Here is a 26,765-nt window from a genome sequence, read left to right on the forward strand (position 1 = left end):
TCTGAGAAGGCAACAAGACCTGCCAGGTTTTTAAAACCTGGCAGGTTTATATTAAGCAGCCCCCCGAAAGACGGCGTATTCATGCCGCCTGCGGACAGAATTCGAGATTTTCGAGTATCGCGAGCGTCGGACCCGACTGATTCATCGTATAGAAATGCAGGCCGGGGGCCTCTTGTTCGAGCAGTTTCCGGCACAATTCGGTCACCACATCCCGACCGAAGGCCTGGATCGCCGCGCGATCGTCGCCCAGGCATTCGAGACGCTTGCGCAGCCAGCGCGGAATGTCCGCGCCGCACATCTCGGAGAAACGGAACAACTGTGAGTACTGCGTGATCGGCATGATGCCCGGCACGATCGGGATCGTTATCCCGTTTCGTTCGCAGCGGTCGCGGAAATAAAAATAGGCCTCGGCATTATAAAAATACTGGGTGATCGCGGCGTCCGCTCCCGCTTCGACCTTGCGCTTGAAATTATTGAAATCGACGTCGGCATTCGGCGCCTGGGGATGCACTTCAGGATAAGCCGCGACATGAATTTCGAATGCATCGCCGGTTTCCTTGCGGATGAACTCGACCAGTTCATTCGCATAGCGGAATTCGCCGGCCGACAGCATGCCGGACGGCAGGTCACCGCGCAACGCGACGATCTTGCGGATGCCCTTGTCCCGATAGTCGTTCAATATCGTCCGGATGCCATTCCGGGTCGAAGCGACGCAGGACAGGTGCGGCGCGGCCGCGATGCCCTTGGACTGGATTTCGACGACCGTTTCGAAAGTTTTTTCGCGCGTCGAACCGCCCGCGCCGAAAGTCACCGAAAAAAAACCGGGATTCAGCCGGGCAAGCTTCTCGTGAACGATTTTAAGACCGGCCGCGCCTTCTTCGGTTTTCGGAGGATAAAACTCGAAACTGAGCACTTTCGGGTGCGTGTAACGTGATTTCATGGGTTGAGCCTGAGCCGGGCAGACGATAGGTTGGACTGCCCAGCAAGGCAGCCCGGATCGGGAGAAGATCAATAACGGTAATATTCGCCTTTGTAAGGACCTTCGACCGGCACGTTGATGTAACGCGCCTGCTCCTCGGTCAGCCGGGTCAACTTGACGCCGATTTGCGCCAGATGCAGGCTGGCGACTTTTTCGTCCAGCTTTTTGGGTAGCACGTAAACCTTGTTTTCGTACTGTTCGGCATCGTTCCACAGTTCGATCTGCGCCAGCACTTGGTTGCAGAAGGAATTGGACATCACGAAGCTCGGATGGCCGGTCGCGCAGCCGAGGTTGACCAGCCGGCCTTCGGCCAGCACGATCAGGCGCTTGCCGTCCGGGAAGATCACATGGTCGACCTGCGGCTTGATGTTTTCCCAGGTATACCGGCGGAGCGAAGCGATGTCGATTTCCGAGTCGAAATGGCCGATGTTGCAGACGATCGCCTGGTTTTTCATCGCCTGCATGTGCTGATGCGTGATTACATTCACGTTGCCGGTCGCGGTCACGAAAATGTTCGCGAGCGGCGCGGCTTCTTCCAGCGTGACGACCCGGTAGCCTTCCATCGCCGCCTGCAAGGCGCAGATCGGATCGATTTCGGTGATCCAGACCGTCGCCCCCAAGCCGCGCAGCGACTGCGCGCAGCCCTTGCCGACGTCGCCGTAGCCGCAGACCACCGCGATCTTGCCCGCCACCATCACGTCGGTCGCGCGCTTGATGCCGTCGACCAGGGACTCGCGGCAGCCGTACAAGTTGTCGAATTTGGACTTGGTGACCGAATCGTTCACGTTGAAAGCCGGCACCATCAGAGTGCCTTTGGCGACCCGTTCGTGCAGGCGCAACACACCGGTCGTGGTTTCCTCGGACAGGCCCCGGACGTTTGCCATCAGCTCGGGATATTTCTCGTGCATCATCAGCGTCAGGTCGCCGCCGTCGTCGAGAATCATGTTCGGCCGCCAGCCGTTCGGGCCTTCGATGGTCTGTTCGATGCACCAGGCGAATTCGGCTTCGGTCTCGCCCTTCCAGGCGAACACCGGGATCCCGTCCGCGGCGATCGCGGACGCGGCATGGTCCTGGGTGGAAAAGATGTTGCAGGACGACCAGCGCACTTCCGCGCCCAGCGCGGTCAGCGTCTCGATCAGCACCGCGGTCTGAATCGTCATGTGCAGGCAACCGGCGATCCGCGCGCCCTTCAGCGGCTGCCCGGCGCCGTATTCGGCACGCAGCGCCATCAGGCCCGGCATTTCGGTTTCGGCGATGGCGATCTCCTTGCGCCCCCACTCCGCCAGCGCCATGTCGGCGACTTTATAATCTTGGCTCATTTCCCGCTCCTCTATATTTCCTTACTGAATTAAATGCCGGCCGCATCGCGCAAGGCTTCGACCTTGTCGGTTCTTTCCCAAGTAAAGGTGTCTTCGGTCCGTCCGAAGTGGCCGTAGGCGGCGGTGGGCTGATAGATCGGCTTCAACAGGTCCAGCATCGCGATCAGGCCTTTCGGCCGGAGATCGAAAATCGAACGGACGATCTCGACCAGACGATCTTCGCCAAGCTTGCCGGTGCCGAAAGTTTCGATCGTGATCGACGTCGGCTCCGCCACGCCGATCGCGTAGGACACCTGAATTTCGCAGCGCTCGGCAAGGCCCGCCGCAACGATGTTCTTCGCCACGTAGCGCGCCATATAGGCCGCCGAACGGTCGACCTTGGACGGGTCCTTGCCCGAAAACGCGCCGCCGCCGTGGCGCGCCATGCCGCCGTAGCTGTCGACGATGATCTTGCGTCCGGTCAGGCCGCAGTCGCCGACCGGGCCGCCGATCACGAACTGCCCGGTCGGATTGATGAAAAACCGGGTGTCCTTGTGTACCCATTCTCTCGGCAATACCGGCAGGATGATTTCGTCCATCACCGCTTCATGGATCGCCTGGTTGCTGATGTCCGGCGCATGCTGGGTCGACAGCACCACCGTGTCGATCGCGACCGGTTTGTGATTTTCGTAGCGGAACGTGATTTGGCTCTTCGCGTCCGGACGCAGCCAAGGCAAGGTTTTATTCTTGCGCACTTCGGCCTGGCGTTTGACCAGCAGGTGCGAATACTGGATCGGGGCCGGCATCAACACGTCGGTTTCGTTGGTCGCATAGCCGAACATCAGGCCCTGGTCGCCCGCGCCCTGTTCGTGGTTTTCGGCTTCGTCGACGCCCATCGCAATGTCGGACGACTGTTTGCCGATCGCGTTCAACACCGCGCAGCTCTGGCCGTCGAAGCCGATGTCGCCGTGATCGTAGCCGATAGCGCAGACGGTCTTGCGGACCAGCTCTTCCAGATCGACCCAGGCATTGGTCGTAATTTCGCCGGCGATGATGACCATGCCGGTTTTTACCATCGTTTCGCACGCGACGCGCGATTTGGGGTCCTGCGCCAGCAGCGCGTCCAGTACCGCATCGGAAATCTGGTCCGCGACCTTGTCGGGATGCCCTTCCGAAACCGATTCCGAGGTAAAAATGAAATTGTTGCTCATAGAAGTGCCTTTTAAAAGTGATAGAAAGCCTGATACGCAAAAAGGCTGCAACGGCAGCCTTTTTTATGCGTTGGTGGGCCCTGTAGGACTTGAACCTACGACCTGCCGATTATGAGTCGGACGCTCTAACCAACTGAGCTAAGGGCCCGTGTTCGTTTTTTAGTCGCCGTCAAGAAAACAGCGCAGCTGTTCCGATCTCGATGGATGCCGCAGCTTTCTGAGCGCCTTGGCTTCGATCTGGCGTATTCTTTCGCGGGTCACGTCAAACTGCTTGCCGACTTCTTCGAGCGTATGGTCGGTATTCATATTGATGCCGAAACGCATCCTGAGCACCTTCGCTTCACGCGCGGTCAGTCCCGCCAGCACGTTTTGCGTCGATTCGCGCAAGCCGGCAATTGTAGCAGATTCGACCGGCGATAGCACTCTCGAATCTTCGATAAAATCGCCCAGATGCGAATCTTCGTCATCGCCGATCGGCGTTTCCATCGAAATCGGCTCTTTCGCGATCTTCAGCACCTTGCGCACCTTGTCTTCGGGCATTTCCATCCGCACGGCCAGTTCTTCCGGCGTCGCCTCGCGGCCCAGTTCCTGCAGGATCTGCCGGGAAATCCGGTTCAGCTTGTTGATCGTTTCGATCATGTGCACCGGAATCCGGATCGTACGCGCCTGATCCGCGATCGAGCGGGTAATCGCCTGGCGAATCCACCAGGTCGCGTAGGTCGAGAATTTGTAACCGCGCCGGTATTCGAATTTATCGACCGCTTTCATCAGGCCAATGTTGCCCTCCTGAATCAGGTCGAGGAACTGCAGGCCGCGATTCGTGTATTTTTTCGCGATCGAGATGACCAGACGCAAGTTCGCTTCGATCATTTCCTTTTTCGCACGCCGCGATTTGGCCTCGCCGATCGACATGCGCCGGTTGATGTCTTTCAGGCCGTTGATCGTCAGACCGAATTTCGCTTCGATCTCGCCCAGGGCCTTGATCGCCTTACGGAGTTCCTTTTCATGCGGCTTCAACGCTTCCGCGTACTTGCTGCCCTCCTCCAGGCAGCGGTCCAGCCAGACCGGATTGCTCTCGTCCTCGGTAAACATCGCGATGAATTCCGGACGCGGCATTTTTGCATGCTTGGTGCAGATGTCCAGAATGATTCTTTCCTGCTCGCGAACGCTTGCAACGCCTTCGGGAATGATTCCGGACATTTTTTTCAGATACTGGGGCGTCCATTTGAATTCCATGAACAAATCGGCCAGCACATCGAACGCCTGCTCGGTTTCCGCACTCGCATAGCCGTATTTCTTGCAGGCATTGGTCGCGACCTGCAATTGCACCCTTAACCGCTCGACTTTTTCGCTGACCTCTTCGAGATTCAGCCCTTTCAGCTCTTCGTCGGCCGGAGCGGTGTCCTCGACATCTTCCGCGCCGGTCTGCGCCACGCTCAAGTCGTCGGTTTCGCTGTAATCGGCGAAACCGGTGATCAGATCGTTCAGGCGGATGCCGCCCTCGTCGGCCGAAATCGAATTGTAGGATTGCAGAAAGTCGTCCACCACCACGCAGGAGCGTGCCAGAGCCTTGACCAGCTGCTGCTGCCCTTCTTCAATCCTTTTCGCGATTTTCAATTCGTCCGCCCGAGTCAACAGCTCGACCGAACCCATTTCGCGCATGTACATTCGGACCGGATCGGTAGTCCGTCCGAATTCGCTGTCGACCGAGGCCAGCGCGGCAACTTCTTCCGCGTCTTCGTCATCGGTCGTGACCGCGGCCGCGTCGGTAATCAATGAGTCTTCATCGGGTGCAACTTCGTAGACCTGGATCCCCATGTCATTGATCATGCCGATGAAATCATCAATTTGCTCGGGATCGACAATGTCACTCGGCAAGTGGTCATTAATTTCGGCATAAGTCAGGAAGCCCTGAATTTTGCCTCTGGCAATCAATTGTTTAATCTGAGACTGTTGCTGTTCTTGATTCATCATTCACTCACCGGATATGCAATTCAGCAGAATTACACGTAACAGGCAATTCTACTATATAAACTTATGATTTGGCACTTACTTTTTGAGCGCCAACAACTTGCGCAGGGACTCTTTTTCTTCGAGAGTCAGTACTTTTTTAGACAAAAGCCGCTCCAATTCATTTTCCGCGGACTGTTTGAGCAAACCGGCGAGCGCATCGAGAAAAACGTTTTCGATATTTTCCGGCGCGATCAACAGTTCCAGAAACGCGAGCGCCTTGACCGGCTTTTCATCGTCCGAACCGCGGTATGACTCGAGCAGCACGGCAGTAGTTGCAGGTTTCTGCGCCCAAATCACTTCTACAATATTCTTGAACAGTTCGACGCCGGAAAATATCAGCGTGCTCCAATCGATTTCCCGCAATTCGGAACGCTCGGCCAAACAGGGATTCTGCACCAACAAGGCAGCCGCCATCCGCGCGGCAGTCATTCGGGTTTTATCTCGCTGGCTTTGAAGACGGGCGTTTCGATTAAGTGTAGACTCATTCTTCGAAACATCCAGTGTATTAAACTCGGACAAAGTCTTGAGTCTAGTAAACATCATTTCCCTAAAAACACCTGCCGGCAATTTTTCAAGGTAAGGGCGGGCCTTGCCGACCAGTTGCGCACGCCCTTCGAGACTGGACAACTGCAAACCTCTGGCGATCTGGGCAAAAAAATAATCGGATAACACCTCGGACTCCCGCACCCGGGCCTGAAACCGCTCGACGCCCTCCTTGCGCACCAGCGAATCGGGATCCTCGGCCTCGGGCAATAACATAATGCGCACCTGACGCCCGTCCTTAAGGCAGGGAAACACCGCCTCCATCGCGCGCCATGCCGCTTCCCTTCCCGCGCGATCGCCGTCAAAACAAAACACCAGTTCCGCCGAAAAACGGAACAACAGTTCGGCATGAGCCTGCGATGCGGCGGTACCCAAAGCGGCTACGGCATTATCGATACCGGATCCCGCCAGCGCGATCACATCCATGTAACCCTCGACCAGCAAAATCCGTTCCGGCTTGGCATTTTTTTTCAGCAATTCGTAGAGGCCGTAAACCTCCCTGCCTTTATGAAATAGGGATGTTTCTGGAGAATTCAAATATTTTGGGGTAGAATCGTCCAGTACTCGGCCGCCGAAGCCGATGATCCGGCCGCGCTTGTCGCGAATCGGAAACATCACGCGGCCGCGAAACCGGTCGTACGCATGGCCCGCGTCATTTCTGACCGCCAGACCGGTATCCAGCAAAGCTTGCGAATTAAACCGCCCCGATAAAGACTGCCACGCATCGGGCGCGTAACCGAGCCGGTATTCCCTCATCAGCTGATCGTCTACACCCCGGCCCCGCAAATAATCGAGCGCCGCGGCACCCGCTTTCGCGTACAATTGATCCGTATAGAAAGCCGTCGCCTGCTCCATCAATTGATACAGATTACCGAGATCGTCTTTTTTCTGCGGCGAACCTCGGGCGGAAACGGATTCCTTTGGAACGTCGACCCCAACGAACGCCGCCAAATCCTCAACCGCTTCGACAAAGTCGAGCCGATTGAATTCCATTAAAAATGTGATCGCATTGCCGCTCGCTCCGCAGCCGAAGCAGTAATAGAACTGCTTGTTGCGGTTGACCGAAAAGCTCGGCGTCTTTTCGGTATGAAAAGGACAGCGGGCGATAAAATTCGCCCCCGTTTTTTTGAGAGGAAGATGCGCATCGATAAGATCGACGATATCGACCCGCACCAGAAGGTCATCGATAAACTGACGAGGTATGCGTCCCTCGGACATAGGTTAAAGCGATTCGCAGGGAGGTTTATCCTCCCAAAGCGGCCTTGATTTTTTGGCTGACTAACGCCATATCGGCACGTCCCTGCATTTTCGGCTTCAAGAGACCCATGACTTTACCCATGTCTTTGATCGACGCGGCGCCGGATTCGGCGATCGCTTCCCTCACCATCGCCTCGATTTCGGCATCGCTCAGCGCCGCCGGCAGAAACTCCTGAATGATTCTGACTTCGGCCTCTTCCGCCTCGGCCAAATCGTTGCGGCCCGCATCGCCGTACTGCTTGATCGATTCGCGCCGCTGTTTCAGCATTTTGTCCAGCACCTGGATGGCCCGGTCGTTATCGAGCGTAATGCGCTCGTCGACTTCGACCTGTTTGAAAGCCGCCAGAATCAAACGGATCACGCCCAGTTTGAATTTGTCTCCGCCTTTCATGGCGGCTTTCATTTCGTCCTTGATACGATCCGTCAATAATTCCATCGCCCGAACCGGAAATTAAGTCGTAGGCCGGCCGCGGCGCAGATTTTTCAACGCATAACGCTCGCGTGCCAGTTTCTTCAAATGCCGTTTGACCGCCGCAGCCCCTTTACGCTTGCGTTCCGTGGTCGGTTTTTCGTAAAACTCGCGGCGACGGACTTCGGCCAAGACGCCGGCTTTTTCACAGGCGCGTTTAAAGCGGCGAATGGCGATATCGAAAGGTTCGTTTTCTTTAATTTTGACTGACGGCATTATTAGGGTTCCAAATTTCCGGTTGTGTTAAGATTTAAAAAACAAGGGCATTACTGCACCCACTCTAGTAAACTCCTAATTATACCTTTCTTTTGGCTCATTTTCAAAACCTGATGATCGTTTTAGGCATAGAAACCTCTTGCGACGAGACCGGCGTCGCGCTTTACCATTCCGAACAGGGACTGTTGTCCGATCTCCTCTACAGCCAGATCGACCTGCACCGCGAGTACGGCGGCGTCGTACCGGAACTGGCATCGCGCGATCATATCCGCAAACTGGCGCCGATGATCCGGCAGGCGCTTCGGGACAGCGGACTGGCACACCACGATATCGGCGGCATCGCCTATACCGCAGGCCCCGGCCTGATCGGCGCCCTACTGGTCGGCGCCGCGACCGCGCGCAGCCTGGCCTGGGCCTGGCAAGTGCCGGCGGTCGCCGTGCATCACATGGAAGGCCATCTGCTGGCGCCGATGCTGGAGCCGGAGCCGCCGAAATTCCCGTTCGTCGCCCTCTTGATTTCCGGCGGCCATACGCAACTGGTCGAAGTCGAAGGCATCGGCCGCTACCGGATCCTCGGCGAATCGCTCGACGACGCCGCCGGCGAAGCCTTCGACAAGACCGCCAAGATGCTCGGCCTGAGCTATCCGGGCGGCCCCAAACTGTCGGCCCTGGCCGGGACCGGAAAGCCGCGATTCGCCTTTCCGCGCCCGATGACCGACCGTCCCGGCCTGGATTTCAGCTTCAGCGGACTGAAAACTTTCACGCTGAATACTTTGCAGGCAACCGCCCGAAGCGAGCAGGACAAGGCCGACATCGCCCTCGCCTTTCAGGGCGCGGTCGCCGACACGCTGACGATCAAATCCCGGCGCGCGCTCCGGCAGACCGGGCTTAAAACGCTGGTGGTCGCAGGCGGCGTCAGCGCCAATATCCAAATCCGCGCCTCGCTCCGCGCAATGGCGGAAAAGGAAAATGCCGCGATTTATTTTCCCCGGCCCGCCTTCTGCACCGACAACGGCGCGATGATCGCCTATGCAGGCTGCCAGCGCTTATTGGCCGGCCAGCAGGAACCGCTTGCGATCAAGGCCAGGCCGCGCTGGCCGATCGGCGAATTGACGGCCGCCGGTTGATTTGTCGGGCGGATGCCGCGATAGGCGATCCGCCAATCCGAGGTTCCGGAAACCCGTTCGATATCCTGCCCCGTTCCGAATGGCGGAACCCGGTAAACCGGTTCCGCCTTACGGACTAAGCCGGTTCGATCAGGCTCGGATCGTAATCGGCCGGGGCTTCGAAGCCGAGCAGATTCAGCACGGTCGCCGCCATATTCGACAAGCCCGGCGTCGCTAAATCCTCGCGCAATTTGAACGCCGGCTCCGGCTCCCCGGAAATCAGCACGAACGGCACCGGATTCAGCGTATGAGAGGTCTTGGCCTTGGCTCGCCCTTCCGCATCCCGGCTCACGTTGCCCTTTTTATCCAGTTCGTACATTTCGTCGGCATTACCGTGGTCGGCGGTGATGATCGCGGTGCCTTTCGCTTCCAGAATCACCGGAATCAAACGGGCCAATTGCAGATCGAGCCCCTGCATCGCGGTCACTGCCGCCTCGAAATTGCCGGTATGCCCGACCATGTCGCCGTTGGCGTAGTTGACGCGCAAATAGCGGTATTTGCCGCTTCGAACCGCGTCGATCAAGGTATCGGTGATTTCGGCGCATTTCATCCACGGACGCTGCTCGAACGGCACCACATCGCTCGGGATTTCAACATAGGTTTCCAGCGTGTCGTCGAACTTGCCGGTGCGGTTGCCGTTCCAGAAATAGGTGACGTGGCCGTATTTCTGCGTCTCGCTGATCGCGTATTGCGCAATGCCGTTTTTGGCCAAGTATTCGCCCATCGTTCTGTCGATCGCCGGCGGCTGGACCAGAAAGCGCGGCGGCAGTTTGGTATCGCCGTCGTACTGCATCATGCCGGCATAGGTAACTTTCGACAAGGGGCCGCGCGGAAAGGCGGTAAAGTTCTCTTCGGTAAAAGCGCGGGAAATCTCGATCGCACGGTCGCCGCGGAAATTGAAGAACACCACCGCGTCGCCGTCGACGATCGGTCCCAGCGGCTTGCCGTCTTTGGCGATCACGAAACCGGGCAGATCCTGGTCGATCACCTTCAACTCGTTGCGGTAGGTGACGATGGCTTCATGGGCGCTGGCGAACTGCCGGCCCTCGCCGCGCACGTGGATGTCCCAACCGCGCTGCACCATCGCCCAGTGCGCCTCGTAACGGTCCATCGTGATGGTCATGCGGCCGCCGCCGGAGGCGATCGCCACGTCGAACGCGGGGCTGCGCAAGCCGTCCAGAAAGGCTTCGAACGGATCGACGTAATCCAGCGCCGAAGTTTCGCCTACATCGCGGCCGTCCAGCAGAATGTGGATGCGCACCTTCGATACGCCTTCTTTCCGGGCTTGCTCCAGCATCGCGCGCAGATGGTCGATATGCGAGTGCACGTTACCGTCGGAAAACAGGCCGATGAAATGCAGCGTGCCGCCTTGTTTGGCGGCAGCGACGATTTCGTGCCATGCCCGACCTTGCCACAAATTGCCGCTGGCGATCGATTCCGCAACCAGCTTGGCGCCCTGGGCGAACACACGGCCCGCACCAATCGCATTATGGCCGACTTCGCTGTTACCCATGTCTTCATCGCTGGGCATTCCGACCGCGGTGCCGTGCGCGCGCAGAGCGGTCATGGGGAAATTCGCCATCAGCTTATCCAGCATGGGCGTGCGCGCGGTTTTGACCGCATCACCGTCCTCGCGCGGAGAAATACCCACGCCATCGAGCACGATCGTAACGATGGGACCGGGACAAGGAGCAAAGCGGGAAGATTTTTCTAATTTCATAATTTTTCGAATAAGCCAAAATAAACGAGATAGGGCCGTTGAAGCACAAAATAGCTATTCTATCATGCGCAAGGCGGATGCCGTCACGGCTGGATCGATGCGGCCACGAGAGAGGCCATGGACAGAGAGATTGCCCCAGAGAAGCGAAAACACGTAGGGCGGATTCGCCGCCAGGCAATCCGCCGCGCTTTGAAGAGGATTGGCGTTTTGCTATCGCGAAAACGCCCTACAACGCTGCTCTTCATAACGCTTGACGTGGATAACAGTATCTACGTCCTTATAGTCGCACCCATCTACACGCTATGCCCTAACGATCTTTCGGAGATTAGGCTCAAAGCGCGAACGAGGGCAAACGCCCGTGTTGGAAGTCAAAGAAGGCCTCGCGCATCGGTATAAGCTTTGCCGGGACGCCGGTAACCGGGACAGTCGATACTGACCCTTTCGACGGGCTCGCCAAGGCGCAACGCCGTCAACTGCCCGCCCCACAAACAACCCGTATCGATCGCATAGCAATTGTGCCCCTCGTAATAGCCGAGCTGCGACCAATGCCCGAAGACGATCCGCAAATCGGCATTCCGCCGGTTCGGCGCGGCGAACCAGGGCGCCAAATGGCCCGGCTGCGAGCCGGGCGGGCCGTCGTTCTCGAAGTCGAGCCGGCCTTCCGCGTCCACGTAGCGCATCCGCGTGAAGCAATTGACGATGAAACGCAACAGTTGCACGCCTTCCAGATCTTCCGACCAGAGATCGGGCTGGTTGCCGTACATCTGGCCCAAAAACCGCCGGTAATCGCCGCTTCGCAGGACGCTTTCGGCCAGCCTCGCCATTTCCTGCGCTTTTTCCAGGCCCCATTGCGGCGGCAGTCCCGCATGCAGCAGGCAGAATTCGCCGTCGGCGTGGAGCAGCGGGCGGAACCGGAGCCAGTCGATCAGATCGTCCGCATCCTCGGCCTCCAGAACCGGGCGGAGGGTATCCTTTTTATGCACGATGCCGGAGTCATAGGCCGCCAAAAGATGCAGGTCGTGGTTGCCGAGCACGACGACCGCCGTATCGCCCAAAGACTTGACGAAGCGCAGCACTTCCAGCGATTTCGGCCCCCGGTTGACCAGATCGCCGGCAAACCAGAGCCGGTCGGAATCGGGATCGAAGGCGATCGTGTCGAGCAGTTTCAGCAGGTCGTCATAGCACCCCTGCACGTCGCCGATTGCATAAATCGCCATCGGCTTAATGCAGAGTCCGGGGAATCGACAGCGTAAAACGCGGGATTGCCGCGTTGAAGTGACTGCCGTCGTCGGTGCGCATCGTGTACTCGCCCTGCATCGTGCCGACCGGCGTCTCGATCATCGCGCCGCTGGTATAACGGAAAAAGTCGCCCGGCTTCAGATATGGTTGTTCGCCGACCACTCCGTCGCCGCGGACTTCCTGGATCTTGCCGTTCGCATCGGTGATCAGCCAGTGCCGGGACAAGAGCCTCGCTCCCGCCGCCCCCAGGTTGGTGATCGTGATCGTATAGGAAAACACATACCGGCCTTCCTCCGGCACGGACTGCGCTTCGACATAATGCGGAGCCGTTTCAATCAGAATTTTATTTTTTTCACTCATCATTCAATAAACAAATCTTTGTAAACATCGCCGGCAAGCGGCTACGATCGGAGCAGGGTTATTTCATCCTAACTTGACCGCCGGCGCAAGCGGTACGGGATTAAAGAGATCAGCGGGTTTTACCAATCCGGCTTCCCTACAGTATCATAAGAGGATTCGCAGCGGCTTAATGCGCCAGGCGGCTCCGTTCCACTCTCATTCGGAAAAAGACTTTGCATATTCACATACTCGGCATCTGCGGCACCTTCATGGGCGGCCTGGCGGTGATCGCCAGGCAAATGGGGCACCATGTCACCGGCTCCGACCGGAACGTCTATCCGCCGATGAGCACGCAACTGGAATCTCAGGGGATTCTTTTAATGGAAGGCTACCGGGCCGAAAATCTCGATCCGAAGCCGGATCTGGTGGTCATCGGCAATGCGCTGTCGCGCGGCAATCCGGAGGTCGAGGCCGTGCTGAACCGGGGCCTGGATTATGTCTCCGGACCCGAATGGCTCGCCAGGCATGTGCTGCGGGACCGCTGGGTGCTCGGCGTGGCGGGCACGCACGGCAAGACGACTACAACGAGCATGCTGAGCTGGATACTCGAACATCAGGGTTTCAAGCCCGGCTTTCTGATCGGCGGCATTCCGCTTAATTTCGGCGTATCGGCACGGCTTGGGGAATCGTCTTTCTTTGTCGTCGAGGCGGACGAATACGACTCGGCGTTTTTCGACAAACGCTCGAAATTCGTGCACTACCGGCCCCGAACCGTGATCTTGAACAATCTCGAATACGACCATGCGGACATTTTTCCGGATCTCGACGCGATCAAGAAACAGTTTCACCACCTGGTCCGGACGATTCCGGGCGAAGGTCTGATCATCGCCCCGGAAAACGAACCGAATATTCGAGACGTGCTCAACATGGGCTGCTGGACGCCGGTCGAGCGGACCTCGATCAACGGCGCGGCCGGATGGAATGCCCAGCTCGTCAAAGCCGACGGCAGCCGCTTTACGGTTTATCATGAGGGAATCGGGCAAGGCGAGGTCGATTGGCCGCTGACCGGCGAGCACAACGTGTCGAACGCACTGGCTGCAATCGCCGCCGCGCATCATGCCGGCATCCGCTCCACGGACGCGATCGACGCTCTGGCCCGGTTCCGGAACGTGAAACGGCGGATGGAAGTGATTGCGAAACTCGACAACGTGACTGTCTATGACGATTTCGCGCATCACCCGACCGCGATCGCGACCACGCTGGACGGCCTGCGCAAACAGGTCGGCCCGGAACGCATCATCGCGGTCGTCGAACCGCGTTCGAACACGATGCGCCTCGGCGTTCATACCGAAACTTTGGCAAAATCATTGAACCAGGCCGATCGGGCGCTGATCTATCAGCCCAAAGAATTAAACTGGGACCTGAGCCAGCTGAAACGCCATGCCTCGAACATCGAGATTTGCGAAAGCCTCGACCAGATCATCGCCCGGCTAAAACTGGAAGCGCGCTACGGCGGCCATTTCGTGTTGATGAGCAACGGCAGTTTTGGCGGCATTTATGCCGGATTATTGGCAGAATTACGCTAATAACATTGTAAGGGGCGGAACACGGTAGCGGTTCCGCCATAGGCAACTCCCAGTTGGCGGAACCGCTATCGCGTTCCGCCCTACACATTTTTTCAACCCTAATTTTATAGTCCGATCCCAACCATGAAACCGATCCGCATCGCAACGCGCAAAAGCCCGCTCGCACTGTGGCAGGCAAACCATGTCGCCGCCCTGCTGGAACGACATTTTCCGGGTATCCGGACCGAACTGGTGCAAATGACGACGCGGGGCGACAAGATGCTCGACGCGCCGCTCGCCAAAGTCGGTGGCAAGGGCCTGTTCGTAAAGGAACTCGAACAGGGCATGCTCGAAGGCGAGGCCGACATCGCGGTGCACTCGATGAAGGACGTACCGGTCGAATTTCCGGATGGGCTGCATCTGGCGGCGATACTCAAGCGCGAGGATCCTACCGACGCGCTGGTGTCGAACCGCTTCGCAGGCCTCGACGAATTGCCTGCCAACGCCCGGATCGGCACTTCGAGCCTGCGCCGGCAATGCCAGATCAAACAGCGTTTCCCGAATGCCGAAATCCTTCAGCTCCGGGGCAACGTGAACACTCGGCTCGCCAAACTCGACGCCGGCGACTTCGATGCGGTGATCCTGGCCTCGGCCGGCCTGATACGCCTGGGGATGGCAGACAGGATCCGGGAGCGCCTCGATCCGGCGATCAGCCTGCCCGCGATCGGCCAGGGCGCGATCGGCATCGAATGCCGCCGCGACGACGCGGAAATCAATGCCCTGCTCGGCGCCTTGCACGACAGCGATACCGCCGTTTGCGTACGCGCGGAACGCGCGATGAATGCCCGGCTGCAAGGTGGCTGCCAGGTGCCGATCGCGGGATTCGCCGAGAAACACGGCGAACGCCTGTTCATGCGCGGACTGGTCGGCGCGCCGGACGGCTCGGTGATTTACCACAGCGAGAGCCGGGATGACCTGGACCGGGCGGAAGACTTGGGCAGGCACATCGCCGAAGATCTTCTGGCGCAAGGCGCCGATCGAATCCTCGCCGCATTGTATCCGGGATGAGTTCACTGAACGGGGCGCACGTCCTGGTGACTCGCCCGCAACATCAGGCCAACAATCTATGCCGCCTGATCGAACGTCAGCAAGGCATCGCGGTCGCCTTTCCGACCATCGAAATCGTTGCCGCGAACGGCCGCGACCGGATCGCCGAAGTGCTGGCAAACCTGCATCGCTTCCAATGGGTTGTTTTCATTAGCGCAAATGCAGTAAATTTTGCACTGCTCGCGAATGATGGCAAAATAGAACAATTTAGCAGCGTGCGGATTGCCGCGATCGGGGCAGCGACAGCCAAGGCACTTGCCGCCGCCGGTCTAACGGCCGATCTTGAACCCGCAGGCGGCTCGGACAGCCGGACACTGCTCGCGATGCCGGCAATGCAGCAGGTTTCGGGCCAGCACATCCTGATCGTGCGCGGCGCAGGCGGCCTCGACACGTTGCGCGAGGGACTCGTCAATCGCGGCGCGGCGGTCGATTATCTGGATGTTTATCGAAGAACGCGCCCGCTTGCGGATCCGGCGCCGGTACTGGACTTGCTGGAGCAAAAGCGGCTCGGGCTGATCGTAGCGACCAGCGGCGAAGCCTTAAAAAACCTATTGATCATACTGGGCGAAAAAGGGCGAAACCTGGCGTTGGCCACTTCTCTGATAGTCGTCAGCGGCCGCATCCGCCAACTGGCCGAAGACAGCGGGTTTGAACGAATTTATGTAACGGATAGCCCTTCGGATACAGCAATTCTCGAAAAAATAATAACTTGGGCAACAGGTGAAAAAAGTGGCCGAACTGAATGAACAAATAGAAGGGAATGCGGAAAATCTGGTGAAAACACGGCGATCCCGCAGCGGATTCTGGTTCGGCATCGTTATCATTCTGACCATTCTCGCCATCGCTGGCGCCGGTTACTATTTACTGTCGCAACTCAGGGAGCGGCAAACCAGTCTGGGCGGCGAAGTCCAGCAAGAGATGGCCAAGAAAATTTCCGATTACCAGGCCCAGTTGACCGCGATTCAGGAACAATTGTCCACGCTCGAAACAACGGTCACGAACCGGGACGATCACTTTACCAAAAGGCTCGACGAAGTCTCCCGGTTACACAGCGAAAAGTTGGATACGGCACGTAAAGAACTGAACGAGGAAATTACCCGCCTGCAGCGCCAGCTCGGCAAGACACGCGGCGACTTGCTGATTGCGGACGCCGAATACCTGCTCGGCACCGCCAATGAAAGACTGCAGCTGGTCGGCGACGTGAATACGGCGCGGGAAGCGCTCGAAGCCGCCGACGAGCGCCTTCACGAAAGCGGCGACGCGGCCGTATTCAAGGTGCGCGAGGAAATCGCCAAAGAAATCGCCTCGTTGAAAAACGTGGAGGCAGCCGACATCGTCGGACTCTACGCTTCGTTGCAAAGCCTTCAGGAAACCTCCGGGAATCTTACCCTGCTGTTGCCCTACGCAGGCAAGGCGCTGAGCCCTACGACCGAAATCCACAGCCATGCCGACAGCAATGAGCCTTCTCATGAACTGCTGGACTCGGCAATTGAAAGGCTGCACGGCATCGTGACAATCCGCCATACCGATCAACCAGTCAAGGAAACCCTGACTCCGGAAGAAGCTCAATTCATCCGCGAACAACTGCGCGCGAAACTGGAAACGGTCAAAGTCGCGCTGGTGCAGCAGAACGAAGCGCTATACAAAGCCGCCCTGGACGATGCGAAAAAATGGACCGAAGAGAACTTCACGCCGAACCCGGAAACGCGCAAATTCATCACTGAAATCGACCGGTTCAAGGCCATCAATATCCGGAGCCATTTCCCCGACATCAGCGAATCGTTGAAACTGCTCAGAAACATTACCAAATTACGGGTCGAAACCGATAAGGCTCTGCAGGCTGCGCCGGCCGCAAAACCGGCACCCGAACAAAAACCGCTGCCATCGGAACCGGCACCGGCACAGGTCCCTCCGCCTGCCGCTCAGCCGCAACAACCTGTTCAGATTGCCCCCATCCAACCGGAACCGAATAAAAAATGAAAAAGATTCTTTATTTCCTGGGGCCGGTATTTATCACGATTGCCGCGGCACTGGGGGCCTATTACGGATTCAAGAGTCTGGAAACGCCCGGCTATGTCCTGGTAGGAATCGGCCACTGGTCGATCGAGACGACGCTGGCCGCTTTCGTGGTCGCTTTGATCCTCGCGTTTTTTTTGCTTTATATCTTCTTCCGCTTGCTCGGCTGGCTGTTCCGGCTGCCGGGCCAGCTTAAGAAACGCGGCAGCCACATCAAATTCAACCGTTCGCAGGAAGCGTTGATCGCGGGGCTGGTCGATTCGGCGGAAGGCAACTGGGAACAGGCGGAAAAAATTCTGATCAAGCATGCCTCCCATAGCGGCGCGCCGTTGATCCATTACTTGACCGCCGCCCGCGCGGCTCAGTCGCGCGGTGCGTTCGATAAACGCGACGAATATCTGCAGAAAGCCGCCGATCAGGCGCCCGGTTCGAATATCGCAATCGGTCTGACCCAGGCCGAACTGCATCTGTCCGGCAACCAGTTCGACCAGGCGCTCGAAACGCTGGCCAAACTGCACTCGATCAATCCGACGCATGCGAGCGTATTGAAATTGCTGCATCAAACCTATCAACAGGTCGGCGATTGGGAAGCGATACGGAAACTGCTGCCTTCGCTTCATCACAACAAGGTATTGATGGAAGCCGAGGTCAAACTGCTCGAAACCGAAACCTTCAGCCGGCTGCTGAAACAGGCCGCCGAACTCGGCGATGCGAGCCAGATCGCTCTGCTCTGGAGCGAAACGCCGGCGCACATTAAAAAAATGCACGGCATGTCGGCGATCTATTTTGCCGCGATGATCGAAGCCGGCGCCGGCGCCCAGATCGAAGAAGAGCTTGCGCATACGCTGTCGGTCAATCTGGACGACACTTTGCTGGTTCTGTACGGCAGCATACAATCGAACGACGCGGCCGGACAATTGGCGACCGCCGAACAATGGCTGACCGCAGGTCCCGGCAACGCGGTGCTGTTATCGACTCTCGGCAAGCTCTCCCTGCAGTTGGGCGATGGCGAAAAAGCCGAAAGCTATCTGAACCGAAGCATTACGCTCGACCCGAGCGTAGACGCCTATCAACTGCTGGGCGATTTGTACTTTGGTCAGAACGAAAAGGACAAGGCTTGCGAGAGCTATAAATCCGCGCTGGAGCTCTCTTCCAGCGAAATCGTGACCCGTCTGGACCAAATCGTCGAACACGAAGAATAGCCCAGCCCGAGCTAGCGTGACATCCTGGCGGTATTTACCGTTCCCCGGCGCGTATGCGTAGCGGAGAGAGGGAAACTCAGAGAAAATGGCTGCTCTCTCCCGCGAGTATACAGTGAACAAGAACGGCCAGAATGATCAGGCCGACGCCGCCCGATTTTTCCCGTCCCAGAACGGCGATTTCTTGATTTCGTTCGACAAAAACCCGATAAATTTCCGGATCAGCTTGCGGTTGTAGCCGATCAATTGTTTTATCCGGGTCTTGGAGGCGCCGCCGAGATCCTCCGTGGCGCGGGGAATCGCGTTGATGAAGGACCGCAAAGGATCGACCACCCGCATCTGAAACAGCACGGAAATATCCGACGGCAACTCTTTCGCAAAATGCGCGAGGCGGTCGTAGTTTCGCGCGCCCGGCTTTAACACCTCTTCCTGCAGCTGCTGAATGACGGCGGCGTAGCGGATCGCCGTCTGCTGGGAGATGTGATGCATCGCGAAACGCGTGGGCTCAAGGATCGCCTGTTCGAAATAGTGCATCGCCTTGTCGGGGCTGCGTTGAATCAGGCTGACCGTCGCCTGGGTATTTTCCCGCAGCAGCCGTTGTTTTTGTTTGATGACCTCCCGGCTGTGGTCGACGAAGCCCTGCAACAAGCCGATGTTGCGCCGAATCTCGCCTAATACCGGCCTGACCATTCTCTCGTCGATTCCATTTTTGATCTGGTAGCGCAACTCGTAAATCTTGTCCAGCGTCGATTTCTCGAGCTCTTTCTGTGCTGCCGCCAGTTTCGTTTCCAAATCGCCGATATAGGTATCGCGCTCGGCCAAGGTCGTTTTCAAAAACGCAATGGTCTCTTTGTTCAACTCCAACTGCATCGTTAATGTCGAAACCTGATCTTCCAGCCGATTCAGCTTGATCAACAAATCGCTTTGGACCGTGTCGCTATTCGATTCCATGCATTCCCCCTTTTGATGATGTTATTGTTATAGTTTATGGTTGACCGGACCAGCGCATTGATAACAAGCACCACCAAAAAAGTCAATCAATATTAATCAATTACATGTTTTAAACCGAAACGGAGCCGCAAAAACGGCGATGGATTCCGGATTGGAAACGCACGCGGGAGGCACTGCTTGCGCATCGGTTACAAACTGCCGCAAGACTGGAGGCGACTCCTCGAATCAGTAATGGGGAGGAATCTCGTGAACCGTTTCGCCGGTATTGCCGGTTTCGGCCAACAGATTCTGCATCCGCTCGTTCAAAAGGCGGCAGATGCCTTCGAGCCGGTCTATTTGCTGTTGCTGCTGACTGACGACCCGATTCAAGGCCTGCAGTAAATCTTCCTGATAGGCGGCCTTGATTTCGAGTTCTATGATCCTTTCTTCGTTCATTGCTTGCTTCTTAAATAACTTTCGAAAACTGCTGCCGGTTTTTTTGCGCCAGATAGCGGTCGAATACCATGCAGATATTGCGGATCAGCAAACGGCCCGCCGGAGAGACCGCAATTCCTTCGGCCGACAATGCCAATAAGCCGTCGGCCTGCATCGGCTTCAAAACTTCGATTTCGCGAGCGAAATAGTCGGCGAAATCGATCGCAAATTTTTTTTCGATTACCGCGAAACTCAATTCGAAATGGCAGATCAATTGGGTAATCACCGCCCGGCGCAGTTTGTCGTCCTGATCGAGATCGACGCCTTTGAACACCGGCAGTTTATGGTGGCGGATCAATTTGTCGTAGGTTTCGAGGTCTTTCACGTTCTGGATATACGCATCCCCCACCCGGCCGATCGACGTAATCCCGAACCCGACCAGGTCGCAATCCGAATGCGTGGAATAACCCTGGAAATTACGGTACAGCTTGCCTTCGCGCTGCGCGATCGCGAGCTCGTCGTCGGGCCTTGCAAAATGGTCCATGCCGATATACGCATAGCCGGCCTCGGTCAGCCGCAAGCCGACCATTTGCAGGATGGCCAGCTTCACGTCCGGGGCCGGCAAGTCGGCTTCATGGATTTGACGTTGGGTCTTGAACCGCGTCGGCAAGTGCGCATAATTGAACACCGACAGCCGGTCCGGCCGCGCGGCCAGAATCCTGTCGAGCGTTTTGGAAAAAGTTTCGACCGTTTGCAGCGGCAGGCCGTAGATCAGATCGATATTGGTCGAGCGAAAGCCGTGCCTGCGCGCAGCTTCCATCACGCTGAAGGTCTGTTCCTCACTTTGCAGCCGGTTCACCGCCCGCTGCACTTTCGGATCGAAATCCTGCACGCCCAGGCTGATCCGGTTGAAGCCCAGCCCGCGCAGCTGTTCGATGGTACCTTCATGCGTTTCCCGGGGGTCGATCTCGATCGAATATTCGCCGCGGTCGTCGTCCCGCAGCGAAAAATGGGCGCGCGTGACCGCCATCAGCCGCTGCATCTGGTCGTCGCTCAAAAAAGTTGGGGTTCCCCCGCCCCAGTGCAGTTGATCGACAACCCGGCTTTTATCGAACAACGCGCCCTGCATGGCGATCTCCTTGCAGAGATTATCCAGATACGGCACCGCATGCCCGCGATTTTTGGTCACGATCTTGTTGCAGGCGCAATAAAAGCAGACCGTATCGCAAAACGGCAGATGAAAATACAAGGACAACGGGCCGCCCGCCCGGTTCGATTTGGCGATATGCCAGCGGTAATCGGTATCGGTGAACCCCTCGTGCAGTTCGAGTGCGGTCGGGTAGGAGGTATAACGCGGCCCGGCCTTATCGTAGCGGTTGATCAGGTTCAGGTCGAAAATGATTGATTGATCCATGGAGAAGAAAATGGGTCCCGGCAAGGAATAAACGCTTTAAAAGTAAGCTTATTGTAGACGCAGTCGCGAGCGGGCGTCCACGATCGCAAGCAAACTCGGCCAATCCTGAATGCTGTTGTCCATCAAAAAACGAACCGGCTTCCATTTTGGCCGGTTTCGTTGAAAAATTTCGACTTTTATCGAACGCAGCGGATCCGGAAGCCAAACCGGAAATGCTCTTCGCTGACATTTTTCCCGTTTCTCATCAGGAGAATTCCATGAATACCGACCGTCCCCCTCTTGTCGTCGAAAAATTGTCGGCTTTTCTCACCACGCCGCTGGAAACGATTTTGCGCCGCCGCATAGCCGCCGATCCATCTCGCCATGCGCTGCAACTGTTCAAAACGGCCGCCGCCGAGGTACCGGCTTACCGGCTATTTCTGCAGGAGCGCGGCATCGATCCGGACTCGATCGTCGCTGGCGGCGGATTTGCTTCGCTCCCGCTCATGGACAAAGCCAACTACATGCATAAATACCCGTTGCCGGCGCGCTGCAAAGACGGCCTGCTCGCCGCCTGCGACCGGCTCGCGGTATCTTCGGGATCGACCGGAATCCCGACTTTCTGGCCGCGCGCAATGACGGACGAACTGGACATCGCCTCGCACTTCGAGCATGTGTTTCGCCACAGCTTCCGCGCCGACCGGCGCGCTACGCTGGCCGTCGTCTGTTTCCCGCTCGGCAATTGGGTCGGCGGCGTGTTTACGGCTTCATGCTGCTGGCATCTGGCGCAGAAAGGCTATCCGCTAACCGTCGCCACCCCGGGCAACAAGCCGGACGAAATCCTGCGCGTGGTGCGCGAACTGGGCCCCTTTTTCGAACAGACGGTGCTGCTCGGCTATCCGCCTTTCGTGAAGGACGTCATCGATACCGGCGCGGCCCAAGGGCTCGACTGGTCCACGCTCCACATCAAGTTTGTCTTCGCCGGCGAAGTGTTCAGCGAAGAATGGCGCAGCCTGATGCTGCAGCGGGTCGGATCGGCCGCGCCCTGCCACGGCTCCGCGTCGCTCTACGGCACCGCGGACGGCGGCGTGCTCGGCAACGAGACCCCGCTCAGCATCGCGATCCGGCGCTTTCTATCCGAGCACCCGGACGTCGCCCGCGAACTGTTCGGCGAATCGCGCCTGCCGACTCTGGTTCAATACGATCCGGTCAGCCGCTACTTCGAGTTGATCGACGAGAATACGCTGGCGGTAACCGGCGATAACGGCGTGCCGCTGATCCGCTACCACATCGCCGACCGGGGCGGACTGATCGGCCATGACGAGCTGATCGCTTTTCTTCAGGCGCGGGGTCTGGCTGCGCTCGAGAATTACGGCTTCCAAGGCGAAGCCTTCCCCCTGCCCTTCGTTTGGATATTCGGCCGCGCCGATTTCACCGTGTCCTTTTACGGCGCCAATATCTACCCGGAAAACGTAGTGGTGGGCCTGGAGCAGCCGGAATTGGCGAACCGGGTCAGCGGCAAATTCGTCATGGAGGTCAAAAACGACCGGAACGGCTCCGAATTCCTGTGCATCGCGGTCGAACTCCTGCCCGGCGTCATGGCCGACGCCGGCATAGAAGCGGCCGCGGCGTCCGCTGTGCATACGCAGTTACTCAGGCTGAACAGCGAGTTCGCCAACTATGTGCCGCCGCCCCGGCAGATGCCCCGGATCGAGCTCAGGCCGTTCGGCGATCCGGAATATTTTCCCGTCGGCGTCAAGCACCGCTATACCCGGCGCCAGACGCCTGCTTGAAGCCTTATCTCCGCGGTGTAATGCGGGAAATCGAAGAACCGATCGTCAAAGACTTGTCTAATCGGCAAGGTAAAAAGGTTGAATTCTGGACGGCGCCGACTATAATATCGATTCGATACTTAAATTACTGACGGAGGCCTTTTATGAAATTGCGCAAAATCCTCACCCTGCTGTCGGCGGCAGCCGGTTTATCTTTGGCAAGCGGCGCGACGATAGCCGAAACCGAAGGTTACCTATCGATCTGGAGTTCTACGGTTAAAGTCACCGGAAAAGGCGACAAAAAAACACTGGCGATGGACATCCAGACCGCAAAACCGATTCCGGTCGACGGCAAATCCGGCGCCTTCGGCTATGCGGCGCTGACCGACAACGCCAATAATCTGCTGGTGTTGGTAACCCATTTGCAGATCGACGACAGTTCGCACGAAGATGCTACCAACGGCTTTCATACCCATGTCCTCGATCTGAAAGAGCCAACCGCCGCCTGCGCGGGCGCCAACTTCGAAGTGGACTTGGAAAATTCGGCCAAAAATGCCGCCTTCGACGCCGATTACCCGTGGAAGGTCAAAGGCAGCAAGATTTCGGTCGAAAACGTGCCGGTCAAGGATTTAGGGGATGCGGGCGTCGATACGATCGTTTCGTTTACGTTGAAACCGGTACTGGACGCCCAGCAAAAACCGACCAACCTGTGCGTGACCGTGGCCGACAAAGGCTAACGGAAAAAGCTGCCGCCTGCCCGGAAGCGGCATGACAGGATGATCGAGATTCGACTCAGGCAGGTGTTGAAGTAAGGTAACGCTTACTTTTCTACAAAAACAGCCGGCTTTTTTCCGCTGGCTGTTTTCTTTGCCGGGCCATTTATTCCGCACCCGATTTATCTGGAGGTTTCGATGTCGGTTGGAAAATTATTGACGATGCTCGGTATCGCGATCGCCATTATCGGACTTGTCCTGACCTATCTGCCCGGCCTTTTCGGCTGGTTCGGCAAATTGCCGGGCGACATTCATATCCAGGACGACAAAAAATCCATTTTCATTCCGATCACATCGATGATCATAATCAGCCTGCTCTTCACGCTGCTGGCCAATCTGTTCTTCCGCAAATAACCCTACGCTACGCCCACGGCCGCAGTACATCCGGGAAAGCCGCGTTTTCAAAGGCATGGCCCGTCCGCTTCATCTGTTCCCCGTCAAAACAGGAACTTTCTCGCCTCGCCAAGAGCCATTTGAATTACTATATGATTCATCAGCAAACACGGAGCAAGCACCATGATTCCCATCCGAGATACCGCGCCTTGCAATACCCGTCCCGTCATCACCTGGGGACTGATCGCAGTCTGCACAAGCATTTTTGTCGGGATGCAGTTTTTGCCTTACGAAGTCAGCAATCCCCTGATCGCCCGTTTCGGGATGGTGCCGCTGCGTTATTCGAACCCGGAATGGGCGAGTCGTGCGGGGCTGCCGTTCGATGCTTATCTTTCGTTTCTGACCAACCTGTTCCTGCACGGAAGCTGGTTCCATCTGATCATCAATATGTGGTTCCTGTGGATTTTCGGCGACAACGTCGAGGATAGAATGGGGCATCTGTCGTTTTTGGCGTTTTATCTGCTGTGCGGCCTGGTCGCGACGGCCTTGCAATGGTATTTCGATCCTTACCTGGCGATCCCGGTCGTCGGCGCCTCCGGGCCGATTGCGGGCGTTTTGGCCGCGTATTTTTTTCTTTATCCCATGGCGCGCATCATCCTCTGGGTGCCGATATTTTTTCTGCCGGTCGTCGTGCATGTGCCGGCGATCGCTTTCTTAGGCCTCTGGGTCATCTATCAATTGAACGAAGCGACGACGTCGATCCTATTCGAGGGCGGCGCCGCCAAAATGGCCTGGTGGGCACATCTGGGCGGTTTTATCGCCGGCTTTCTGATATACCGGTTTTTTCTTAAAAAACCGCCGCACGGAATAAAAATGGAAGATTCCGGCAGCTTTAAGATATAATCCGCGGTTAAAAAAAGAAAAGAGCATCAGTTTCGGGTGCGGGTTCTTTTTGACTAAAGCTCATTTAAGTTGGAATCAGGAAATTACGAAATTATATGAAAAAAATTAATGTTGCCCTGGTCAGGTTGCTCCAGTTCGTGGTGTTCGTCGTATTCATCTTCGTGGTCATCACCTATTTCGGGGCGATGATTTTACTGCCTCTGGATGCGGTGACCCTGCTGGTCAAACTGTTCGGTCTGGTCGGCCTGCATGGCTTCATCGGCGCGGCGATTGCGATTCCGGCCGTGGCTTATCTGGGATTGATCGTCTATCGGACGCCCGGCCTGTGCCCGATGATTATCGAAACCGGCGTGGATCTGGTCAAAATCGGCAAAGCCAAGGTCGAAGCCTTCAATGCGATCGTAAATTCGGTAAAAGCCTAATTTTTCACCCCGCGCCCGGGGAAATAAAAAGGCGTGACGGAGAAGTCCGCCACGCCTTTTTTATTGGGCGCAACAAAACGGCAATATCACGCGAGCGGACGCCGTTCCCGTCCGCCCTTTCGCCCGTGTGTTTTTTTTCACTATCTAATTAATTGGGATCGTTATGTGTTTTAGTGCAAATATGTCATTGGGGTTGGGCATCGTCGGCTTCGCCGCGTCGGGCATCACGTTCATGGACAAGAGCGAAACATTGCCGGTGCGCGCCGCGCGGGCCTTCGCGATTTTCCATTTTTCGCTGATGGAGCTGATCCAGTATTTCGCCTATCCGGTCGCGGGGCAATGCGGTTACGGAACCAATCAGCTGCTCAGCGAATTGTCGACTTACCATATCGCCCTGCAGTCTTTCGCGATCATGCCGGCGCTGGCCACCTATTCGACCGATCCCGGCGCGCTGAAACGCGCCACGATCGCAGGCGCGGCGATGAGCGGTTCGTTCATCCTGTTCAGCTTTCTGCCGAAAGAGATCCAGCTGTTCAACGTCGAGCCGAACTTCATCGGCAACATGATTTCCTGCCTGTACATGGGCACCTACCATATCGCCTATGCGATTCAGAGCGCGCTTGGCCTGTTGGTGACTTGGGGATCGTTGTTCGCGCTCGCTCTCAGCGCCTTCGTCTGGCCCAACAATTGGCGGATCGGCCTCTATCACGGCGTGATGGCGCTGCTGACCCTGTTCGTGCCGCAATGGCTCTTCGGCGTTTCGACCGGCGAAGCGGCCGCGATTTATTGCTTTTACTCGATCCCGATCACCGGCAGTTTCATGCCGGTGTTCAAAAAATATTTCACGCCGGGCCCTATCGAAGCCCGGGCGGCCCTCGATCTACGCGGCACGTCCTGATCGTCCCGCTCAATTTGCAAACAGGGGCTTCGGCAACCGCGGCGAGCATACCTCCGCAGTAATGAAGTCCTCTTCAATTCGCTTGAGGATACTTATGAACGAGATACGCTGGAATCCGGAAAAACCGGCCGTCATCACCGCCATCTGCGTGGTCGGACTCATCAATGCGATACAAATGATCAACCTGGTCTTCTCGCCGATGTCCAAACAGGTCGGCGCGATCTACCCGGTCTATTTTTCGTTTTCGGTCATATTAAGCCTGATCTGCATCGCCGGCCTGTGGCTGCTGAAGCGTTGGGCGGCCCTGTTTTACACGGTCCTGCTGATCGCTAATCAGCTCGTGCTGGTCGCGATGGGTTACTGGGAAATCACCGCCGCAATTATCCCGGCTGCCATCATCGTGCTGCTGTTCAAACATTTGGATAAAATGCGCTGATTGGATAATGTCAGACCTGCCAGGTTTTAAAAACCTGGCAGGTCTTTTCGATAAGCAATGTTTGACCCAGCCCTTGCCGCCTGTTGCGCGTGGGAAGTAGGAATACTCCTTCCCGGAGCCTATCGTCGAAGGT

Annotated in this window: 26 protein-coding genes and 1 tRNA gene; 13 read left to right on the plus strand and 14 right to left on the minus strand. The window is 57.1% G+C overall.

Annotation, left to right across the window (positions count from 1 at the left end):
* Positions 1-79 precede the first annotated feature (79 nt).
* From metF to rpsU, 8 genes are all read right to left on the minus strand, one after another.
* Positions 80-940 (minus strand): methylenetetrahydrofolate reductase [NAD(P)H], encoded by an 861-nt coding sequence (metF, locus tag CC94_RS0101645; protein ID WP_031429601.1) that lies wholly within the window; start codon positions 938-940, stop codon positions 80-82.
* A 68-nt stretch (positions 941-1,008) separates the two neighbouring features.
* Entirely contained in the window at positions 1,009-2,298 is a 1,290-nt protein-coding gene (gene ahcY, locus CC94_RS0101650) for an adenosylhomocysteinase (protein ID WP_005372225.1), read from the minus strand.
* A 29-nt stretch (positions 2,299-2,327) separates the two neighbouring features.
* Positions 2,328-3,488, minus strand: coding sequence for a methionine adenosyltransferase (metK, locus tag CC94_RS0101655; RefSeq protein WP_031429605.1), 1,161 nt, complete (start codon positions 3,486-3,488; stop codon positions 2,328-2,330).
* A 71-nt stretch (positions 3,489-3,559) separates the two neighbouring features.
* A tRNA-Ile gene (locus tag CC94_RS0101660) sits at positions 3,560-3,636 on the minus strand.
* Between the two features lie 11 nt (positions 3,637-3,647).
* Positions 3,648-5,459, minus strand: coding sequence for an RNA polymerase sigma factor RpoD (gene rpoD / locus CC94_RS0101665; RefSeq protein WP_005373380.1), 1,812 nt, complete (start codon positions 5,457-5,459; stop codon positions 3,648-3,650).
* Positions 5,460-5,537: 78 nt separating this feature from the next.
* Complete coding sequence (gene dnaG, locus CC94_RS0101670) at positions 5,538-7,262, minus strand: DNA primase (RefSeq protein ID WP_031429607.1); 1,725 nt, start codon at positions 7,260-7,262, stop codon at positions 5,538-5,540.
* A gap of 25 nt (positions 7,263-7,287) precedes the next feature.
* Positions 7,288-7,737, minus strand: a complete 450-nt coding sequence (locus CC94_RS0101675) for a GatB/YqeY domain-containing protein (protein WP_005373384.1) — start codon at positions 7,735-7,737, stop codon at positions 7,288-7,290.
* Positions 7,738-7,752: 15 nt separating this feature from the next.
* The gene (gene rpsU, locus CC94_RS0101680) at positions 7,753-7,986 is read right to left on the minus strand and encodes a 30S ribosomal protein S21 (protein WP_005373386.1); all 234 of its coding nucleotides are present in this window, start codon (positions 7,984-7,986) and stop codon (positions 7,753-7,755) included.
* 113 nt (positions 7,987-8,099) lie between these two features.
* Here rpsU and tsaD point away from each other — a divergent pair, with 113 nt between their 5' ends.
* Positions 8,100-9,113: a tRNA (adenosine(37)-N6)-threonylcarbamoyltransferase complex transferase subunit TsaD gene (tsaD, locus tag CC94_RS0101685; protein ID WP_005373387.1), complete on the plus strand. Its 1,014-nt coding sequence runs from the start codon at positions 8,100-8,102 to the stop codon at positions 9,111-9,113.
* Positions 9,114-9,228: 115 nt separating this feature from the next.
* On the opposite strand, the gene gpmI is transcribed toward tsaD, so the two are convergent.
* The 3 genes from gpmI to apaG all read right to left on the minus strand — a co-directional run bounded on the left by gpmI (position 9,229) and on the right by apaG (position 12,474).
* Positions 9,229-10,872 (minus strand): 2,3-bisphosphoglycerate-independent phosphoglycerate mutase, encoded by a 1,644-nt coding sequence (gene gpmI / locus CC94_RS0101690; protein WP_005373389.1) that lies wholly within the window; start codon positions 10,870-10,872, stop codon positions 9,229-9,231.
* Between the two features lie 368 nt (positions 10,873-11,240).
* Entirely contained in the window at positions 11,241-12,089 is an 849-nt protein-coding gene (locus tag CC94_RS0101695) for a symmetrical bis(5'-nucleosyl)-tetraphosphatase (RefSeq protein WP_005373390.1), read from the minus strand.
* A gap of 4 nt (positions 12,090-12,093) precedes the next feature.
* Positions 12,094-12,474, minus strand: a complete 381-nt coding sequence (gene apaG, locus CC94_RS0101700) for a Co2+/Mg2+ efflux protein ApaG (protein ID WP_425357659.1) — start codon at positions 12,472-12,474, stop codon at positions 12,094-12,096.
* Positions 12,475-12,683: 209 nt separating this feature from the next.
* On the opposite strand from apaG, the gene mpl reads away from it, so the two are divergent.
* The 5 genes from mpl (at position 12,684) to CC94_RS0101725 (ending at position 18,340) form a co-directional block, all read left to right on the plus strand.
* Complete coding sequence (gene mpl, locus CC94_RS0101705) at positions 12,684-14,036, plus strand: UDP-N-acetylmuramate:L-alanyl-gamma-D-glutamyl-meso-diaminopimelate ligase (RefSeq protein ID WP_005373392.1); 1,353 nt, start codon at positions 12,684-12,686, stop codon at positions 14,034-14,036.
* A 123-nt stretch (positions 14,037-14,159) separates the two neighbouring features.
* Positions 14,160-15,083 (plus strand): hydroxymethylbilane synthase, encoded by a 924-nt coding sequence (gene hemC, locus CC94_RS0101710; RefSeq protein WP_031429610.1) that lies wholly within the window; start codon positions 14,160-14,162, stop codon positions 15,081-15,083.
* Positions 15,080-15,868, plus strand: coding sequence for a uroporphyrinogen-III synthase (locus CC94_RS0101715; protein WP_031429612.1), 789 nt, complete (start codon positions 15,080-15,082; stop codon positions 15,866-15,868). Before hemC ends, CC94_RS0101715 begins: the two co-directional genes overlap by 4 nt.
* On the plus strand, positions 15,852-17,102 hold the full coding sequence (locus CC94_RS0101720) for a uroporphyrinogen-III C-methyltransferase (protein WP_031429614.1): 1,251 nt from the start codon (positions 15,852-15,854) through the stop codon (positions 17,100-17,102). Before CC94_RS0101715 ends, CC94_RS0101720 begins: the two co-directional genes overlap by 17 nt.
* Positions 17,099-18,340, plus strand: a complete 1,242-nt coding sequence (locus tag CC94_RS0101725) for a heme biosynthesis HemY N-terminal domain-containing protein (RefSeq protein WP_031429616.1) — start codon at positions 17,099-17,101, stop codon at positions 18,338-18,340. The genes CC94_RS0101720 and CC94_RS0101725 overlap by 4 nt, the downstream gene beginning before the upstream one ends.
* Positions 18,341-18,475: 135 nt before the next feature.
* Here the strand turns inward: CC94_RS0101725 and CC94_RS0101730 are convergent, their stop codons facing one another.
* From CC94_RS0101730 to hemN, 3 genes are all read right to left on the minus strand, one after another.
* A complete protein-coding gene (locus CC94_RS0101730) occupies positions 18,476-19,288 on the minus strand; it encodes a hypothetical protein (protein WP_005373397.1) in 813 nt (270 codons plus the stop codon).
* Between the two features lie 225 nt (positions 19,289-19,513).
* Complete coding sequence (locus tag CC94_RS0101735; RefSeq protein ID WP_005373399.1) at positions 19,514-19,723, minus strand: SlyX family protein; 210 nt, start codon at positions 19,721-19,723, stop codon at positions 19,514-19,516.
* Positions 19,724-19,733: 10 nt separating this feature from the next.
* Positions 19,734-21,116: an oxygen-independent coproporphyrinogen III oxidase gene (gene hemN / locus CC94_RS0101740; protein ID WP_005373400.1), complete on the minus strand. Its 1,383-nt coding sequence runs from the start codon at positions 21,114-21,116 to the stop codon at positions 19,734-19,736.
* 257 nt (positions 21,117-21,373) lie between these two features.
* Here hemN and CC94_RS0101745 point away from each other — a divergent pair, with 257 nt between their 5' ends.
* From CC94_RS0101745 to CC94_RS0101775, 7 genes are all read left to right on the plus strand, one after another.
* Positions 21,374-22,888 carry a phenylacetate--CoA ligase family protein gene (locus CC94_RS0101745; protein WP_005373401.1) on the plus strand — a complete coding sequence of 505 codons (1,515 nt, stop codon included), beginning with the start codon at positions 21,374-21,376 and terminating at the stop codon, positions 22,886-22,888.
* Between the two features lie 143 nt (positions 22,889-23,031).
* The gene (locus tag CC94_RS0101750; protein ID WP_005373402.1) at positions 23,032-23,604 is read left to right on the plus strand and encodes a hypothetical protein; all 573 of its coding nucleotides are present in this window, start codon (positions 23,032-23,034) and stop codon (positions 23,602-23,604) included.
* 174 nt (positions 23,605-23,778) lie between these two features.
* Entirely contained in the window at positions 23,779-23,994 is a 216-nt protein-coding gene (locus tag CC94_RS0101755) for a DUF2905 domain-containing protein (protein WP_005373403.1), read from the plus strand.
* A gap of 162 nt (positions 23,995-24,156) precedes the next feature.
* Positions 24,157-24,876 (plus strand): rhomboid family intramembrane serine protease, encoded by a 720-nt coding sequence (locus CC94_RS0101760; RefSeq protein ID WP_005373404.1) that lies wholly within the window; start codon positions 24,157-24,159, stop codon positions 24,874-24,876.
* 95 nt (positions 24,877-24,971) lie between these two features.
* Complete coding sequence (locus CC94_RS0101765) at positions 24,972-25,298, plus strand: hypothetical protein (protein WP_005373405.1); 327 nt, start codon at positions 24,972-24,974, stop codon at positions 25,296-25,298.
* Positions 25,299-25,461: 163 nt separating this feature from the next.
* Complete coding sequence (locus CC94_RS0101770; RefSeq protein ID WP_005373406.1) at positions 25,462-26,196, plus strand: DUF5765 domain-containing protein; 735 nt, start codon at positions 25,462-25,464, stop codon at positions 26,194-26,196.
* 94 nt (positions 26,197-26,290) lie between these two features.
* A complete protein-coding gene (locus tag CC94_RS0101775; RefSeq protein ID WP_005373408.1) occupies positions 26,291-26,632 on the plus strand; it encodes a hypothetical protein in 342 nt (113 codons plus the stop codon).
* Positions 26,633-26,765: the final 133 nt, after the last annotated feature.

The organism is Methylomicrobium agile (assembly GCF_000733855.1).
Classification (GTDB): domain Bacteria; phylum Pseudomonadota; class Gammaproteobacteria; order Methylococcales; family Methylomonadaceae; genus Methylomicrobium; species Methylomicrobium agile.

Excerpts from the sequence above, each read along its gene's own strand:
- CC94_RS0101760 (WP_005373404.1), top strand. The coding sequence starts at position 24,157 with ATGATTCCCATCCGAGATACCGCGCCTTGCAATACCCGTCCCGTCATC.
- CC94_RS0101755 (WP_005373403.1), top strand. The coding sequence starts at position 23,779 with ATGTCGGTTGGAAAATTATTGACGATGCTCGGTATCGCGATCGCCATT.
- rpoD (WP_005373380.1), bottom strand. The coding sequence starts at position 5,459 with ATGAATCAAGAACAGCAACAGTCTCAGATTAAACAATTGATTGCCAGA.
- hemC (WP_031429610.1), top strand. The coding sequence starts at position 14,160 with ATGAAACCGATCCGCATCGCAACGCGCAAAAGCCCGCTCGCACTGTGG.
- CC94_RS0101770 (WP_005373406.1), top strand. The coding sequence starts at position 25,462 with ATGTGTTTTAGTGCAAATATGTCATTGGGGTTGGGCATCGTCGGCTTC.
- tsaD (WP_005373387.1), top strand. The coding sequence starts at position 8,100 with ATGATCGTTTTAGGCATAGAAACCTCTTGCGACGAGACCGGCGTCGCG.
- CC94_RS0101750 (WP_005373402.1), top strand. The coding sequence starts at position 23,032 with ATGAAATTGCGCAAAATCCTCACCCTGCTGTCGGCGGCAGCCGGTTTA.
- CC94_RS0101735 (WP_005373399.1), bottom strand. The coding sequence starts at position 19,723 with ATGAACGAAGAAAGGATCATAGAACTCGAAATCAAGGCCGCCTATCAG.
- ahcY (WP_005372225.1), bottom strand. The coding sequence starts at position 2,298 with ATGAGCCAAGATTATAAAGTCGCCGACATGGCGCTGGCGGAGTGGGGG.
- CC94_RS0101765 (WP_005373405.1), top strand. The coding sequence starts at position 24,972 with ATGAAAAAAATTAATGTTGCCCTGGTCAGGTTGCTCCAGTTCGTGGTG.
- CC94_RS0101775 (WP_005373408.1), top strand. The coding sequence starts at position 26,291 with ATGAACGAGATACGCTGGAATCCGGAAAAACCGGCCGTCATCACCGCC.
- dnaG (WP_031429607.1), bottom strand. The coding sequence starts at position 7,262 with ATGTCCGAGGGACGCATACCTCGTCAGTTTATCGATGACCTTCTGGTG.
- metF (WP_031429601.1), bottom strand. The coding sequence starts at position 940 with ATGAAATCACGTTACACGCACCCGAAAGTGCTCAGTTTCGAGTTTTAT.
- gpmI (WP_005373389.1), bottom strand. The coding sequence starts at position 10,872 with ATGAAATTAGAAAAATCTTCCCGCTTTGCTCCTTGTCCCGGTCCCATC.
- CC94_RS0101730 (WP_005373397.1), bottom strand. The coding sequence starts at position 19,288 with ATGGAATCGAATAGCGACACGGTCCAAAGCGATTTGTTGATCAAGCTG.
- CC94_RS0101695 (WP_005373390.1), bottom strand. The coding sequence starts at position 12,089 with ATGGCGATTTATGCAATCGGCGACGTGCAGGGGTGCTATGACGACCTG.
- CC94_RS0101725 (WP_031429616.1), top strand. The coding sequence starts at position 17,099 with ATGAAAAAGATTCTTTATTTCCTGGGGCCGGTATTTATCACGATTGCC.
- apaG (WP_425357659.1), bottom strand. The coding sequence starts at position 12,474 with ATGATGAGTGAAAAAAATAAAATTCTGATTGAAACGGCTCCGCATTAT.
- hemN (WP_005373400.1), bottom strand. The coding sequence starts at position 21,116 with ATGGATCAATCAATCATTTTCGACCTGAACCTGATCAACCGCTACGAT.
- metK (WP_031429605.1), bottom strand. The coding sequence starts at position 3,488 with ATGAGCAACAATTTCATTTTTACCTCGGAATCGGTTTCGGAAGGGCAT.
- CC94_RS0101715 (WP_031429612.1), top strand. The coding sequence starts at position 15,080 with ATGAGTTCACTGAACGGGGCGCACGTCCTGGTGACTCGCCCGCAACAT.
- CC94_RS0101675 (WP_005373384.1), bottom strand. The coding sequence starts at position 7,737 with ATGGAATTATTGACGGATCGTATCAAGGACGAAATGAAAGCCGCCATG.
- rpsU (WP_005373386.1), bottom strand. The coding sequence starts at position 7,986 with ATGCCGTCAGTCAAAATTAAAGAAAACGAACCTTTCGATATCGCCATT.
- CC94_RS0101745 (WP_005373401.1), top strand. The coding sequence starts at position 21,374 with ATGAATACCGACCGTCCCCCTCTTGTCGTCGAAAAATTGTCGGCTTTT.